Genomic DNA, 14,729 nt, shown 5'->3' with positions numbered 1-14,729 from the left:
CGGCACTCGGCCTCGGCGACAGGGATTCTCACGTGGGCGGCACCCGGGCGTACATCGGTTCCTTCACCACCGCCGGCGGGCGCGGCATCACCGCCGCCACGGTCGACCCGGAATCGGGCGAGCTGACCGTGCTCGGTGCGGCCCACGCACTCGAGAACCCGTCGTTCCTGGTCCCGTCGCCGGACGGGGACCTGCTGTACGCGGTCGGTGAGAGCGAGGCCGGACTCGCTGCGGCGTTCCGCACCACCGGCACACCGGACGGCGTGCCGGTCCCGATCCGCGCCCCGGTCCCGGTGGGCGGCGCAGGCCCCACCCATCTCGCCCTCGCGGACCGCCACCTGGTCGTCGCGAACTACGGCTCCGGCAGCGTCTCCACGCTGCCCCTGCTGCCGGACGGGGCCCCCGGTGGCGGCGCGGTACTGCAGCACACCGGATCCGGCCCCGATCCGGAACGCCAGGAGGGCCCGCACGCCCACCAGGTGGTGCCCGATCCGAGTGGCCGGTGGATCCTGTCCGTGGACCTCGGGACCGACTCGGTGCGCGTGTGCGCCTTCGAGGACGACGCGCTGGTCGTACGCCGTGAGACGGCCCTGCGACCCGGCAGCGGACCTCGCCACCTCGCCTTCCATCCGGACGGCCGGTTCGTCCACGTACTCAACGAACTGGCACCGACCGTGACCGTCTGCCACTGGGACCGGGACACCGGGGCCCTCACTCCGCGCGAGGAGATTCCGGTCCAAGCTCCGGGCTCCACCGGCGACGCCTATCCGTCCGGGATCGTGGTCGACCCTCGGGGGCGCTTCGTCTGGACGGCGATCCGCGGACAGGACGCGATCGCGGTCCTGTCCGTCGAGGACGGGGGCGCCGCGCTTCGCCTCACCGCCACCGTGGACTGCGGCGGTCACTGGCCGCGGGACCTCGCCCTCCACCCGTCGGGACGTTTCCTGTACGCGGCCAACGAGCGGTCCGGGGACGTCACCTGGTTCACCCTCGACCCGGAGACCGGCGTGCCCGCCCGTGGCGGCGCGATCGACGCACCCGCCGCCTCGTGTGTGGTCTTCGGCTGACCTGGCCCGCACGTGACGGCCAGGTCCGGTCGTCTGCCCCACGCGAAGGGCCCGCTCCAGCAGGAGCGGGCCCTTTCGGGTGACGTCGGCCGCGCGTCGTGGACGACGGCCGGCGCAATTCTCGTACGGCTACGGCTACGGCTGCAGCGATGGCTCAGTGGGTCGGGGCACCGGACTGCGGGGCCGGGGCGATACCGAGCGCGGTCGTGTACTGCGACAGCGCGAGCTTGCCGATCGCCGGGTACGCGCCGAGCGCCTCGGCCGCGGCGCAGCCGGCCTCCTTGGCGGCCGTCTCGAGCAGTCCCTCGTCGACCTCCGGGCCGATCAGGTGCGGGGCGAGCGCGAGCTGCGTGGAGCCCGAGGAGCGCAGCTGCTCGGCCATGGCGGCGATCGCACCGTCCTGGTCGAGCGGGGCCGCCATCACCGGAACCGCGAGCCGGGCGGCGAGCAGCATGCCGGTGATCCCGGCGGCCTGGACCGCCTCCTCGCCGCCGATGGTGGCGAGGATGATGCCGTCCGCGGCGGTCGCCACCGTGAACAGCCGGGCCCGGTCGGCGCGCGCCAGGCCGGCCTCGGAGAGGCGGACGTGCAGAGCCTCGGCGAGCAGTGGGTGCGGGCCGAGCACATCGGTCAGTTCGGCGGGGGCGCGGCTGTCCATCACGGCCTGCCGGACACGGCGCATCAGCGCGCTCTCCGGGCCCGCGAGCAGCGGCACCACGACGGCGACCGGGCCCTCGGGCTCCGCCACCTCCTGGCCGGCCGCCCGCGCCTGCTCGTAACGGGCGGTGCGCTGCTCGGCGGCCTGGGCGAGCACCGACTGCAGGGTCGGGTACTCGGCGTCGTCACCGTCCAGGTAGCCGATCCGGGCGTCGAGGCCGGGCAGCTCGGAGCGCGCGATGCTCACGACCTCCTCGGCAAGTTGCCTGGTGGCGGTGCTGGGCGCACCGGGCACGGCGAGGACGAGCGCGGGTGCGCCCTCGGGAGCCACCGCGGGTTCCGGACGGCGGTGCCGGCCGGGCTGGCGGGGTCGCGGCATTCGTACGGGCAGGCCGGATGCGGGCCCAGTGGGGGAGCTCATGGCGCCGCATGCTACTGGTTTTGTGGGCTCCCCTGTTCGGGGAGGGTGCAGACGAACGGTTTTCGTCCGTATTTATCCGATGAGTTACGAAAAGGTCAATTGGGCTGATCGTCCGGTGACTTGGGCAGCCAGAGCAGCCTGCCGTCGGACGGCAGCAGCGGTCCGCCGGTACACAGCGCAGTGGCGAGACTCACGGCACCGTCGAGCGGATCACCCGCGGCGGGCACCGGCCGTGCCCCCGGGATCCGACGGGCCAGCTCCTCCCGCAGCGGTGCGAGCAGGACCTCGCCCATGCCGAACAGGCCGCCGGTCAGGCCCACCGTGCCGTCCGCGTCCGGCGGGCAGACGGCCGCGGCAGCCTCCGCGATGTGCCGCGCCGCCTCCCGCAGAATGCCGGCCGCGACCGGATCCTGCGGCGCACAGCGGGCGACCTCGGGAGCGAAGGACGCCAGCACGGCAGGGCGGTCCGTCCGCGGATAGAGCTTCCCCGGCAACTCCGTCAGCGGGCCGTCGAAGAAGTCCTCCGCACGCTCCCGCAGCACCCCGGACCCGCCGTCGCGACCGTCGTACGCGCGGAATGCGGCCTCGAGCCCGGCCCGCCCGATCCACGCTCCGCCGCCGCAGTCGCCGAGCAGATGCCCCCATCCGTCCGCGCGGTGCCACGAAGTGAGGTCGGTGCCCAGCGCGATCAGCCCGGTCCCGGCAGCCACCACCGCGCCCGCCCGCTGCCCGAGCGCCCCGGCGTACGCGGTCACGGCATCGGCGGCGAGTGCGAGGCGCCGCACGCCCAGCTCGCGTTCCAGGGCGGCGGGCAGGACGGCACGGAGCTCGCCGCCGAGGGTCGCCATCCCGGCTGCGCCGAGAGTGAGGGCGACCGGTCGGCCACCACCCGCTCGCTCCGTCAACTCATCTGCCATGGGCAGCAGTTGATCCAGCAGATGGGCGGCCTCGATGCCCTGCGCTCCGGTGCGTACCGGCGTCCGGGAGGTGGTCGTCAGCGTCCGGGGAGGCGAGGCGTGCGCGGGTTCGCCGGCCTCCGGGGCCGGGGCGAGTGCCACCCGCAGGCCGGATCCGCCCGAGTCCACGCCGAGTACCCAACGGCGCACGGGGGCACCGTCGTCGAGCGGTGCGGCAGCCGTCGCGCCGTCTCCCGCGAAGTGCTCCGCGTCCACCTGTGCCTCCTCCGCTCGCACCGCATGCCGCCGACGCCCAAGTGACCCGCCCCGATGGCCCCTTGGACCGCGCGGCCGCCCGATCCCCGCCGAGGCCCGGGAGGAACCCTAGTGCCATACCGGGCCACCGCGGAGGGCGGGCCGGGACCGGTGTGTGGGGCACGCCCGGGGCCAGTAGAGTGACGCGGCGTGGCATCACGACCGTTGCATGAACTCGTAGAGGCCGGCTGGGCGAACGCCCTCGAACCGGTGGCCGGACGCATCGCGGACATGGGGGACTTCCTCCGTGCCGAAGTGGCCGCGGGGCGCACCTATCTGCCCTCCGGGGCGAACGTCCTGCGGGCCTTTCAACAGCCCTTCGACGACGTCCGCGTCCTCGTCGTCGGCCAGGACCCGTATCCCACCCCCGGTATGGCCATCGGCCTGAGCTTCGCCGTCGCGCCCGAAGTGCGGTCACTGCCCGGCAGCCTGGAGAACATCTTCCGCGAGCTGAACGCGGACCTCGGGCATCCGCGGCCGTCCAACGGCGATCTGACCCCCTGGACCCGGCAGGGCGTCCTGCTGCTCAACAGGGCACTCACCACAGCGCCGCGCCGCCCCGGTGCGCACCGCGGCAAGGGCTGGGAAGAGGTGACCGAGCAGGCGATCCGCGCGCTCGCCGCCCGCGGCAAGCCCCTGGTGTCCATCCTCTGGGGCCGGGACGCACGCAATCTGCGCCCGCTGCTCGGAGATCTGCCGTCCGTCGAGTCCTCGCACCCCTCTCCGATGTCGGCCGACCGCGGCTTCTTCGGCTCCAGGCCGTTCAGCAAGGCGAACGAACTGCTGGTGCGGCAAGGCGGGCAGCCCGTCGACTGGCGCCTTCCCTGACCCGACCGGCTTCTGCCACCGGGGACCTGCCGCATCCGCGGGCCGAGTGCCTCCCGACCGGGCCGGGCGCCGCGCGGCGCCCTGAACCCGAGCGCGCCGAAGGGCCGACAACGCCGCCCGTGAAGGACCTTCAGGCGACGACCGCCGCGCGGACGCAGAGCACGTCCGGCAGATGCGAGGCGAGCTGCTGCCAGCTGTCCCCGTCGTCCGCGCTCGCGTACACCTCGCCGTTGCGATTGCCGAAATAGATGCCCGCCGGGTCCGTGTCGTCGGCGCACATCGCGTCGCGCAGCACCGTGCCGTAGTGATCGCCCTCCGGAAGCCCCGCCGTGAGCGGCTCCCAGGTCCCGCCCGCGTCCGACGTCCGGAACACCCGACATCGGCGCTCGGCCGGGACCCGGTCCGCGTCCGCGTTGATCGGGAAGACGTAGGCGGTGTCCGCACGGCTCGGGTGGCTGACCGCGGCGAAGCCGAAGTCGGAGGGGAGGCCCTTGCCGATGTCCGACCAGGTGCCGCCGCCGTTGTCACTGCGGAACACGCCCCAGTGGTTCTGCAGATACAGCCGGTCGGGATTCACCGAGTCACGGGCGACCTTGTGCACGCACTGGCCGAACTCCGGATTCGGATCCGGCAGAAACGACGCCGAGACACCCGAGTTGGAGGGGCGCCAGCTCGCGCCGCCGTCCTCCGTACGGAACACCCCGGCCGTGGACACCGCCACCGTGACTGCCTCCGGGTCGCGGGCGTCGGTCAGGATGGTGTGCAGCCCCTCACCGCCACCGCCCGGCACCCAGCGCGAGCGCGTCGGATGCTCCCACAGCGGCCGGACGAGCTCGAAGCTCTCGCCCCTGTCCTCCGAGCGGTACAGGGCGGCCGGCTCGGTGCCCGCGTACACCACGTCGGGTTCGGCGGCGGCCGGGTGCAACTGCCAGACCCGCTCCAGGGAAGTCCCGGTGTCCTTGGGGAACTTGACGGCGGGGGCAGTCGGCTCCTGCCAGCTCTTGCCGAGGTCGTCGGAGTGGAAGACCGACGGGCCCCAGTGGGCGCTGTCGCCCCCGACCAGGAGCCTCGGCGTGTCCGAGCGTGTGTCGATGGCGACCGAGTAGATCGCCTGGGCGTTGAAGTGCAGATCCTCGAACTCCCAGGCGCCCCCGCGGCGGCGTCCGATGAAGAGTCCCTTGCGGGTGCCGACGGTGAGAAGTACGTCGGTCATACCGATCGCCTCCGAAGTCATTTCGACGGTCGTCGGACGTCCTTGTCCACGACACGGGTCAGTGTGCACCCCGCCACTGACAATGCTGCCGAAATGGGCCCGGACCTGCAGCTTTTACGCCAGCGAGGCAATCTGCCGGTACGTGCCGCGGCCCACTGCGGCTACGCCGGCGCAGGCCGGCCCGCACACCGCGACGTCACGCCCGCAGCTGCGCGGCGACGTCCGCGATCCGCTCCGGCCCCACCCGGCAGCAGCCACCGACGAGCCGCGCGCCGTACTCCGCCCAGCGTGCCGCCCGAGCGCCGTCGAAGGCGTCCGCTCCGGTCCAGCCACGGGCCACCGGATCCCAGGTCTCGCCGCTGTTGGGGTAGACGACGACCGGCTTGCCGGTGACCCGCGCCGCGAGCCGGACCGCCGCATCGGCGTCGGCGGGCGTGCAGCAGTTGATGCCGACCGCGAACACGTCGTCGCACTCCGCCGCGAGCCGGAACGCCTCGTCGAGAGGCTGTCCCGCCCGGGTCAGGCCCCTGCTCACGCTGTACGAGAGCCAGGCCGGCACCCCGAGGCCGCGCACCGCCCGCAGCAGAGCGCGGGCCTCGTCGGCGTCGGGCACCGTCTCGAGCGCGAAGGCATCGGGGCGCGCCGCCGCGAGTACCTCGAGACGCGGCCGGTGAAAGCGTTCGAGCTCGGCCACCGACAGCCCGTAGCGGCCGCGGTACTCGGACCCGTCGGCGAGCATGGCCCCGTACGGGCCCACCGACGCCGCCACCCACAGGGGCCGGCCCGCCCCGGCCCGCCGCGCCGCATCCCGGGTCAGTTCGACACTCCGCACCAGCAGCGCGGATGTCGCGTCGGCGCCGATGCCACGGCGCGCGAATCCCTGGTACGTGGCCTGATATCCGGCTGAGATCGCCACGTCGGCGCCCGCCAGGTAGTACGCGAGGTGGGCCTCGGCCACCGCCTCGGGTGCTTCGGCGAGCAACCGGGCGGACCAGAGCGCGTCGGACAGGTCGTGCCCGTCGGCCTCCAGCTGATTGGACATCCCTCCGTCCAGGACGAGCGGACCGGCCGCCACCGCTTCGGGCAGGGACCGTGCGGCCCCGACGGTCCCCTCCTGTGTCGCGTCCATGATCCGAAGGTAACTCCGTGCGGCGGCGGGCGCGGTGATCGGTGAGGGCCGGGCGGCCGTAGTCTGGGGCCATGGCATCGGTGATGATCCTCAACGGCCCCAATCTCAACCTCCTGGGGACCAGGGAGCCCGGCATCTACGGGGCGCAGACCCTGCGGGACGTGGAAGACCTCTGCACGCGGACCGCCGCCGATCTCGGCCTGACGGCCGACTGCCGGCAGAGCAACCACGAGGGCGTGCTCGTCGACTGGCTCCAGGAGGCCGGTGCGCAGCAGCGCGACGACCACTCGATCGGCGCCGTACTGAACGCCGGTGCCTACACGCACACCTCGGTCGCGCTGCACGACGCCGTCACCGGATCCGGACTGCGCCTCGTCGAGGTGCACATCTCCAACGTCCACGCGCGTGAGCCGTTCCGGCACCACTCGTACCTCTCGCCCGCCGCCGCCGGGATCATCGTCGGCTTCGGAACCGAGGGGTACCGGCTGGCGATCCAGGGTCTGCACCGTCTCGCCGAGGCCGGCCGGCTCGAGGCCTGACCAGGGCCGTCGCAGGTCTCGCTCGCCGATGTGAACGGCGTACGGCGTACGGCGGTCAGGCGCGAAGGTAGGCGAGGACCGCCAGGACGCGCCGGTGCCCCTGGCCGTCCAGGCGGAGGTCGAGCTTCTGCAGGATGTTGCCGATGTGCTTGTTGACTGCAGCCTCGGTGACGTAGAGGTCGCCCGCGATCTCGGGGTTGGCCCGGCCCTCGGCCATCAGGGCGAGGACCTCGCGTTCACGAGGGGTGAGGCGCTGAAGGGGGTCGCGGCGGCGGTTGAGGAGCTGGCCGACCACCTCGGGATCGATGACCGTGGCGCCGGCGGCGACCTGGGCGACCGCGGCCGCGAACTCGTCGACCGCACTGACCCGGTCCTTGAGCAGGTAACCGACGCCGGTGTCGCTGCCCAGATCGAGCAGGTGGGCGGCGTAGGACTGCTCGATGTACTGGCTGAGAACAAGGACCGGCATGTCGGGGCGCTCCCGGCGGAGCGTGACCGCCGCGCGCAGTCCGTCGTCGGTGTGGTCGGGCGGCATTCGGACGTCGGTGACGACGATGTCCGGACCGTGGTCGCGCACCGCGGCCAGCAGCGCGTCCGCGTCGCCGACGCCGGCGACCACCCGGTGGCCGAAGCGGGTGAGCACGCTGACCAGTCCGTCCCGCATCAGGACGGAGTCCTCGGCCACGACGACGGTCAACGACACGGCAGCTCCACATGCAGCAGGGTGGGCCCGCCGGGCGGGCTGGAGACTCGGAGTCTGCCATCCGCGGCCGCGACGCGGTCGGCGAGGCCGACCAGGCCGGTGCCCGCCTCGGGAGAGGCACCACCGGCGCCGTCGTCGCTGATCGAGAGGGTCAGGAGGTCGGTGTGCAGGCGGGCGTGCACCTCGGCCCGGGTCGCGCCGCTGTGCTTGACGGCATTGGTCAGGGCCTCGGCGCTCACGTAGTACGCCGTGGTCTCCACGGAGACCGGCATACGGTCCGGAAGGCTGATGTCGACGTTGACGGGCAGTGCGGAGCGCGCGGCGAGGTTCTCGATCGCCGCTGCCAGGCCGTGATCGGTGAGGGCCTTCGGGTGGACGCCGCGACTGAGCTCCCTCAACTCGTCGACCGCGAGCGTGACTTGCTGTTGCGCATCGGCGAGCTGCGTCGCCTGCGGAGAGTCGGGGGCGGCCTCGTGGCGTGCCAGGCCGAGCAGGACGTTGAGGGACACGAGTCGCTGCTGGGCGCCGTCGTGCAGATCTCGTTCGATCCGGCGCCGTTCCGCGTCGAAGGCGTCGACGAGGCGGGCGCGGGAGGCACGCACGTCGGTGAGTTCGCGCCCCAGTTCACTGTCACGGGGCGCCAGCATGAGACGGGTGACCGCGGCCCGCGCGCCCGCCCAGGCGGTGACGGTGTAGGGCGCGGCCACGAGCAGGCACAGGCCGAGGACCGCGACCGGCCAGGCCGACGGATCGTCGACCGGCGACCTCATCAGCAGTACGGGCACGACCAGGGCGAAGCCGAGGACGAGGAAGTCCATCCACCACAGGGCCGTCGCCGACACCGCGGTGAAACCCAGCTCGCGCCAGGTCGCCGGTTCCGCGAGCCGGGTCCGCAGCCACGCCCTGAACCCGGCCCCATCGGGTGACCGGTGGGGGTCCTGCACCGGGTCGCGATCCACCAGACGCAGCCGCCATCGCTCGAAGCGGGTCACCGGGATACCGGACAGCGCCACACCGAGCAGAACCACCGCCCCCACCACGACGACCAGCAGCACGACTCCCGCGGCGAGCGCCGTCACCAGGACGGTGATGGCCACGGCGCCGAAGACGACACCCGACAGGAGGTAGGCGAAGGACCGCCAGGGCCAACTGGAGCCGAGCACCTTCAACGGATTCTGACCGAGCGCCTGCCACGCCGTTCGCTGTCGCACCTGACGACCCTACTGATCCGTCCGCCCGGCGACAGTAGTGCGGGCACTACCCTGTCGACTCCTCTGCACACCAGTGCGCCGGCCAGGGGTCGGCCGGTGCACTGGGCGCCATGCAGATCCTCACCTTTCGCGCCGTGCTCCGGCGCAGATTCGCCGTCCTCGGCGCCGTGTTCGCCGTCGTCGCGGCGGCCGCGGCCCCGACCGCCGTCGCCGACGACGCCGCACCGAACGCCGCCGTCCTCGACGCCGCCTCGATCGACCGGTTCGTACGCGACTACGTGGAGCAGACTCGGCTGCCGGGCGCGGTGGTCGCGGTGACCGAGGGCGACCGGGTGGTCCACACCGCGGGATACGGACACACCGCGTCCGGACGGACCATGACGGAGCGGACCCGGGTGCCCGTCGCCTCCCTGTCGAAGGCGATGACCGCGCTGGCCGTGATGCAGTTGGTGGAGGCCGGCAAGGTCCGCCTGGACCGGCCGGTACGCCAGTACCTGCCCGAGTTCACGATGGCCGACAAGCGCGCCGAACGGATCACCGTACGGCAGCTGTTGACCCAGACATCGGGCATGGCCGACTCCAGCTACCCCGACCTCGCGCGCTCCCAGCCGCACTCGCTGCGGGAGGCGGTCGCCGCGATGCGCGAGGCGCCGCTGGCCGCCGATCCCGGCTCCCGGCACCGCTACCACAACCCCAACTACTTCGTAGCCGCCCGGCTGGTCGAAGTTGTCTCCGGACAGCCCTTCGCCTCTTATCTCGACGGACGGCTCTTCGCGCCGCTCGGCATGGAGCGCACGGCCTCGGTCGACACCAGCGCCGAGATGCCGGACCGTGCCCGTGGGTTCGTCCGCGCCTACGGCACGACCGTCTCCGTCTCGCACCCGCGCTGGTTCACCGCCGGCGGCCACGGAGTGGTCACCACCGCGGACGACTTCGCCCAGTGGCTGATCGCCCAGAACAACGGGGGCGTGTCCGCGGACGGCCACCGCATCGCCACGCAGGCCACCGTCAGGGCCACGCACACTCCGCCCCGCATCCCCGACGACAGCGAGTACGCGATGGGTTGGGGGGAGTACCGGGCCGACGGCGGTCCCCGGCAGATCCAGCACACCGGCCAGTTGCTGACCCACAACTCGATGGCCACGCTGTTGCCCGAGAGCAAGGTGGGTATCGCGGTCGTCACGAACACCGGCATGATCGCCGGCGACGACGCGCCGCAGATCGTGCAGGGCCTCGTCGAACTGGCCGGAGGCCACCGGCCCGAGGTGGCCGCGCCCTTCTCCATGACGGCCGACTGGGTGCTGGCGGCCCTCACCGTGCTTGCGGTGGCCCTCGGTGTCCGGGGTGTCCTGCGTGCGCCCCGGTGGGCGAGGCGCGCGGCGCGTCGGCCGTGGTGGCGCGCGGCGCTGCGTCTGCTGCCGCAGGTTCTGCCTGTCCTCCTGCTCGCTCAACTCGCCTCAGTGGTGGGCCTGTTGATGAACCGGTCCGGGACGCTGGGGCAAGCCACGTACGCCTGGCCCGCGTTGGTGGTGTGCGTGGCCGCCGGCGCCCTGGCGTCCACTGCGGTCATCGCCGCACGGATCGCCGCGATCCTCCGGCGCGCCCGGGCCGGAAGTCTGCCCGGGGGCGGTTCAACTGCGTCCTGACCGGGCGGGGTTGAGGCGGGCGGACGTTCCGCCCGCCCGCGCCCCCGATGTCGTCGCGTCCATGACACTGTCACGTAACCGCCGCACGACGTTCACACGACGGCACACAATCCCGTGTCACGCTCCCGTAGGCCACTTGTCAACTCGCGTAGAACGGGCGCCTCTTGGCCGGGCGCCACGCGCGAGCCTCCGGGAAAGGACACCCCACATGCCCATCCCGCGCATACGTCGCTGGAAACCGCTGGCTCTCACCGCGGCCGTCGTGCTCGTCGGCGTCACCGTGCCGGCCGCCGCCTCCGCTTCCCCCACACCGTCGTCCGAGGCCGCCGCCGTCGGCCCGTACGACGACACGTACTACCAGGACGCACTCGGCAAGACCGGGCCCGAGCTCAAGGACGCCCTGCACACCATCATCAGCGACCAGACCAAGCTCTCGTACGACGGGGTCTGGGACGCACTCAAGGTCACCGACGAGGACCCGGCCAACGCCTCGAACGTCGTGCTTCTCTACTCCGGCGAGTCCCGCAGCAAGGACGCCAACGGTGGCGACCAGGGCGACTGGAACCGCGAGCACGTCTGGGCCAAGTCGCACGGCGACTTCGGCACCTCGACCGGCCCCGGCACGGACGTCCACCACCTGCGCCCGACCGACGTCGGCGTCAACAGCACCCGAGGCAACAAGGACTTCGACGAGGGCGGCTCCGAACTCGAGGACGCACCGGGCAACTTCACCGACGGCGACTCCTTCGAGCCGCGTGACGAGGTCAAGGGCGATGTGGCCCGCATGATCCTCTACATGTCCGTGCGCTACGAGGGCGAGGACGGCTTCGCCGACCTGGAGCCCAACGACGAGGTCGACAACGGCAGCGCGCCGAACATCGGCCGGCTCTCGGTCCTCAAGCAGTGGAACGACGAGGACCCGCCGGACGACTTCGAGAAGAACCGCAACCAGGTGATCTTCGACGAGGTCCAGCACAACCGGAACCCGTTCATCGACCACCCGGAATGGGTCGGCAGCATCTGGTAGACCCCGCGGCCGGGATCACGGCCATGGACGAGCACCACGGACGGCCCCGGCGGTGAGATGAATCCGCCGGGGCCGCCGCACGCCGTCAATCCCGGTCGGTGCCGGTGGCCTTCCCCGTGCTTGCCTCGGAGTCTGCCGCCGGCGCCCCGGAGGCATCGGCCGACCGGGGCCCGGGGACCGCGTCCAGCCCCTTGGCCGCCGCCCCCGGCCCGTGGTTGAACAGCAGATTCAGCAGGATCGCGGTGATGCAGCCGGCGCTGATCCCGCTGTCCATCACCGTCTGGAACCAGTCGGGGAACTCCGCGTAGATCTCCGGGACGCCGACCGGCAGCATGCCGACCGCGACCGAGACCGCCACGACCGTGAGGTGATGGTTCCCGCGGAAGTCCACGGTGGCGAGCGTGCGCAGACCGCTGGCCGCCACGGTCCCGAACATGACCAGTCCTGCCCCGCCGAGCACCGGTGCCGGAACCGCGGCCACCACGGCGCCCAGCTTCGGCAGCAGCCCGAGCAGGACCAGGATGCCGCCGGCCGCCGCGACCACCCACCGGCTCCGCACCCGTGTCATCCCGACCAGGCCGACGTTCTGCGCGAACGCCGTGTACGGGAAGGTGTTGAAGACCCCGCCGAGCACCGTCGACAGCCCGTCCGCGCGCAGTCCGTCGGCCAGTGGGCGCGCCGTGACCTTGCGGCCGGTCATCTCGCCGACCGCGATCATGTCCCCGGTGGTCTCCGTCATGATGACCAGGGCCACCACCAGCATGGACACCACGGCGGCGGGCTCGAACGCCGGCGCCCCGAAGTGGAAGGGCGTACTCACTCCCAGCCAGTCCGCCTCGCCCACGTTCCCGAAGTCGGTGAACCCGAACGGCACCGCGACCGCCATCCCGACCGCGATCCCCACCAGAACCGCGATCCGGCTCAGGAACGGCGGCGCGAAGCGCTGCACGCCGAGCACCACGACGAGGACGAAGGCCGCGAGACCGAGGTTCTTCGGCGCCCCGAAGTCCGCCGAACCGGCCCCGCCCGCAACCCAGTTGCCCGCCACCGGCAGCAGCGAGACGCCGATGATCAGGATCACCGTGCCGGTGACGAGCGGCGGGAAGAAGCGCAGCAACTTCCCGAAGACGGGCGCGAGCAGGATCATCGCGACCCCGGACACGATCACCGCCCCGTAGATCGCGGGCAGTCCGCCGCCCTCGGTCCCGATCAGGACCATGGGGGAGACTGCGGCGAAGGTGACCCCTTGCATGATGGGCAGCCGCACGCCGAACCGCCAGAAGCCCACGCACTGGATGAGCGTCGCGATCCCGCAGAGCAGCAGGTCGGCGGTGATGAGATACGCCAGGTCCGCGGGCGGCAACTTCATAGCGCCGCCCACGATCAACGGCACGGCCACCGCACCCGCGTACATCGCGAGCACGTGCTGCAGTCCGAAGACGGCGAGATGTGTGACGGGCGGAACCTCGTCCACCGGATGCGGGGCGGGACGCGCGGACGCGGCCGGCGGTGGCGGGGATGCCGAGGACGCCATGAGTGCTCCAGGGGTCAGGCGGGTGACGGGGACTGCACGTGACCGTAAGTGGCTTGATCATGTCGGTGATTTCGCGGATGTTGCCTTGCTGTGTCGAGGCGTTCGCCACCCTCGCGGACGCTGGTCAGTCCTCCGGTACGAGCCCCGGCCCCACACCGCCCGCCCCCGGCCCCCTGGCGCCGCCCGCGTGCGCGGCCGCGAGCAGCCCCGGCCAGTCGGGAATCTTCACCGGCGGCCGGCCGAGCGAGGTGCCGAGCTCGGCCTCGGCCCGCTCGATGTCCTCCCAGCCCTGCCACACAACGGGCCGGAGACCCGCCGCACGCAGTGCGTCGAGCGGGTCGTCGGGACGGCGGCCCGCCAGCACGGAGGCGTCGTCGAGCAGCGAGGCCACCGTCTCCTTGGCGCACGGACGATTGGTACCGATCACTCCGGTGGGACCGCGCTTGATCCAGCCGGCCACGTACTCGCCGCGCGCCACCGCCCCGTCGCGCAGGACCCGGCCCGCGCGATGCGGGACGGTCCCGCGGTCGTGGTCGAACGGCAGCCCGTCGAGCGGCACTCCGCGGTAGCCGACCGACCGCAGCACCAGATCGGCCGGAATCTCCTCGAAGCGGCCGCTGCCCGTGACGCCTCCGGCGCCGTCCTGGACCGTGCGCTCGAAGCGCACCGCACGTACCCGCCCCGACGCACCGGACGCCACGAACTCCGTGGGCCGCAGCTGGAAGCGCAGATGGACACGGCGTACGTCCCCACGCGCGCCGGTCGGGTCCGCCTCGGCCCAGCCGCGCAGCACCTCGACATTCCGCCGTACCGCTGTCGGAAGCTCCGACGGGTCCAAGTACGCAGGATCGAGGGCGAGTTCATCGCGGTCCACGACCACCTGTACGCCCGGCAACGCACCCAGCTCGCGCAGCTCCTTGGTGGTGAACCGGGCCTGCGACGGCCCCCGCCGCCCCACCAGATGAACCTCCCGCAACCGGCTCACACCGAGGGCATCGAGCGCTGGCTGCGGCATGTCCGTGGCCCGAAGTCCGCTGCTCGGCCGGGCGAGGACGCGGGCCACGTCGAGGGCCACATTGCCCACCCCGACCACCACGGCCGACCGGACGCCGCCCAGATCCTCGAAGGGGGCGGCATCCGGATGCGCGCTGTACCAGGAGACGAAGTCCGTCGCCGAGCGGCTGCCGGGCAGGTCCTCGCCGGGCACGCCGAGCCTGCGGTCCGCCGCCGCGCCGACGCAGTACACCACCGCGTCGTACAGCTCGAGGAGCCGACCGGGAGCGATCCCGCCCGGACCCACCTGCACGCCGCCGAGGAAGCGCACCCCGTCCGAGGTGAGCACGGTCCGCAGGGTGTTCTGCAGCGATTTGATCTTCTCGTGGTCGGGCGCGACCCCGTACCGCACCAGGCCGTACGGGCACGGCAGCCGGTCGAGCACATCGACCCGCACCCCTGGCACCCGGTTTTGACCGAGCAGCGACTGGGCGGTGTACACCCCGCTCGGGCCCGACCCGACTACGGCGACCTGAAGCACGGTGGGCTC

At 72.5% G+C, this 14,729-nt stretch carries 13 protein-coding genes; 5 read left to right on the top strand and 8 right to left on the bottom strand.

The features are described from left to right. Window positions 1-32 precede the first annotated feature (32 nt). Window positions 33-1,067: a lactonase family protein gene (locus DSC45_RS31305; RefSeq protein ID WP_240434956.1), complete on the top strand. Its 1,035-nt coding sequence runs from the start codon at window positions 33-35 to the stop codon at window positions 1,065-1,067. 154 nt (window positions 1,068-1,221) lie between these two features. On the opposite strand, the gene DSC45_RS31300 is transcribed toward DSC45_RS31305, so the two are convergent. Then, window positions 1,222-2,145 carry a sirohydrochlorin chelatase gene (locus DSC45_RS31300; protein WP_119295381.1) on the bottom strand — a complete coding sequence of 308 codons (924 nt, stop codon included), beginning with the start codon at window positions 2,143-2,145 and terminating at the stop codon, window positions 1,222-1,224. Window positions 2,146-2,240: 95 nt separating this feature from the next. Beyond that, window positions 2,241-3,251 carry an N-acetylglucosamine kinase gene (locus DSC45_RS31295; protein WP_119295456.1) on the bottom strand — a complete coding sequence of 337 codons (1,011 nt, stop codon included), beginning with the start codon at window positions 3,249-3,251 and terminating at the stop codon, window positions 2,241-2,243. Between the two features lie 255 nt (window positions 3,252-3,506). Between DSC45_RS31295 and DSC45_RS31290 the strand changes: the two genes are divergently transcribed. Beyond that, complete coding sequence (locus DSC45_RS31290) at window positions 3,507-4,184, top strand: uracil-DNA glycosylase (RefSeq protein ID WP_119295380.1); 678 nt, start codon at window positions 3,507-3,509, stop codon at window positions 4,182-4,184. A 130-nt stretch (window positions 4,185-4,314) separates the two neighbouring features. Here DSC45_RS31290 and DSC45_RS31285 read toward each other — a convergent pair whose 3' ends face one another. After that, window positions 4,315-5,397: a WD40/YVTN/BNR-like repeat-containing protein gene (locus DSC45_RS31285; protein ID WP_240434955.1), complete on the bottom strand. Its 1,083-nt coding sequence runs from the start codon at window positions 5,395-5,397 to the stop codon at window positions 4,315-4,317. Window positions 5,398-5,593: 196 nt separating this feature from the next. Continuing rightward, the gene (gene mmuM / locus DSC45_RS31280) at window positions 5,594-6,526 is read right to left on the bottom strand and encodes a homocysteine S-methyltransferase (protein WP_119295378.1); all 933 of its coding nucleotides are present in this window, start codon (window positions 6,524-6,526) and stop codon (window positions 5,594-5,596) included. A gap of 71 nt (window positions 6,527-6,597) precedes the next feature. Between mmuM and aroQ the strand changes: the two genes are divergently transcribed. Then, on the top strand, window positions 6,598-7,065 hold the full coding sequence (aroQ, locus tag DSC45_RS31275) for a type II 3-dehydroquinate dehydratase (RefSeq protein WP_119295377.1): 468 nt from the start codon (window positions 6,598-6,600) through the stop codon (window positions 7,063-7,065). A gap of 55 nt (window positions 7,066-7,120) precedes the next feature. Here the strand turns inward: aroQ and DSC45_RS31270 are convergent, their stop codons facing one another. After that, a complete protein-coding gene (locus DSC45_RS31270) occupies window positions 7,121-7,768 on the bottom strand; it encodes a response regulator (RefSeq protein ID WP_119295376.1) in 648 nt (215 codons plus the stop codon). Then, window positions 7,759-8,979: a sensor histidine kinase gene (locus DSC45_RS31265; protein WP_119295375.1), complete on the bottom strand. Its 1,221-nt coding sequence runs from the start codon at window positions 8,977-8,979 to the stop codon at window positions 7,759-7,761. The genes DSC45_RS31270 and DSC45_RS31265 overlap by 10 nt, the downstream gene beginning before the upstream one ends. 110 nt (window positions 8,980-9,089) lie before the next feature. Between DSC45_RS31265 and DSC45_RS31260 the strand changes: the two genes are divergently transcribed. Beyond that, on the top strand, window positions 9,090-10,625 hold the full coding sequence (locus tag DSC45_RS31260) for a serine hydrolase domain-containing protein (RefSeq protein WP_119295374.1): 1,536 nt from the start codon (window positions 9,090-9,092) through the stop codon (window positions 10,623-10,625). A 208-nt stretch (window positions 10,626-10,833) separates the two neighbouring features. Beyond that, window positions 10,834-11,652 carry an endonuclease I family protein gene (locus DSC45_RS31255; RefSeq protein WP_119295373.1) on the top strand — a complete coding sequence of 273 codons (819 nt, stop codon included), beginning with the start codon at window positions 10,834-10,836 and terminating at the stop codon, window positions 11,650-11,652. An 85-nt stretch (window positions 11,653-11,737) separates the two neighbouring features. On the opposite strand, the gene DSC45_RS31250 is transcribed toward DSC45_RS31255, so the two are convergent. Both DSC45_RS31250 and DSC45_RS31245 read right to left on the bottom strand, forming a co-directional pair. After that, a complete protein-coding gene (locus tag DSC45_RS31250; protein WP_119295372.1) occupies window positions 11,738-13,186 on the bottom strand; it encodes a nucleobase:cation symporter-2 family protein in 1,449 nt (482 codons plus the stop codon). Between the two features lie 124 nt (window positions 13,187-13,310). Next, window positions 13,311-14,720, bottom strand: a complete 1,410-nt coding sequence (locus tag DSC45_RS31245) for an FAD-dependent oxidoreductase (RefSeq protein WP_119295371.1) — start codon at window positions 14,718-14,720, stop codon at window positions 13,311-13,313. Window positions 14,721-14,729 lie beyond the last annotated feature (9 nt).

Source organism: Streptomyces sp. YIM 130001 (assembly GCF_003574445.1).
GTDB lineage: Bacteria > Actinomycetota > Actinomycetes > Streptomycetales > Streptomycetaceae > Streptomyces.
Note: the sequence above shows the minus strand (reverse complement) of the source record. Positions and strands in the feature narration are given on the sequence as shown.

Bases quoted from the DNA above. Each gene is read 5' to 3' on its own strand.
- DSC45_RS31285 (WP_240434955.1), bottom strand. From the start codon at position 5,397: ATGACCGACGTACTTCTCACCGTCGGCACCCGCAAGGGACTCTTCATC.
- DSC45_RS31250 (WP_119295372.1), bottom strand. From the start codon at position 13,186: ATGGCGTCCTCGGCATCCCCGCCACCGCCGGCCGCGTCCGCGCGTCCC.
- DSC45_RS31300 (WP_119295381.1), bottom strand. From the start codon at position 2,145: ATGAGCTCCCCCACTGGGCCCGCATCCGGCCTGCCCGTACGAATGCCG.
- DSC45_RS31255 (WP_119295373.1), top strand. From the start codon at position 10,834: ATGCCCATCCCGCGCATACGTCGCTGGAAACCGCTGGCTCTCACCGCG.
- aroQ (WP_119295377.1), top strand. From the start codon at position 6,598: ATGGCATCGGTGATGATCCTCAACGGCCCCAATCTCAACCTCCTGGGG.
- DSC45_RS31260 (WP_119295374.1), top strand. From the start codon at position 9,090: ATGCAGATCCTCACCTTTCGCGCCGTGCTCCGGCGCAGATTCGCCGTC.
- mmuM (WP_119295378.1), bottom strand. From the start codon at position 6,526: ATGGACGCGACACAGGAGGGGACCGTCGGGGCCGCACGGTCCCTGCCC.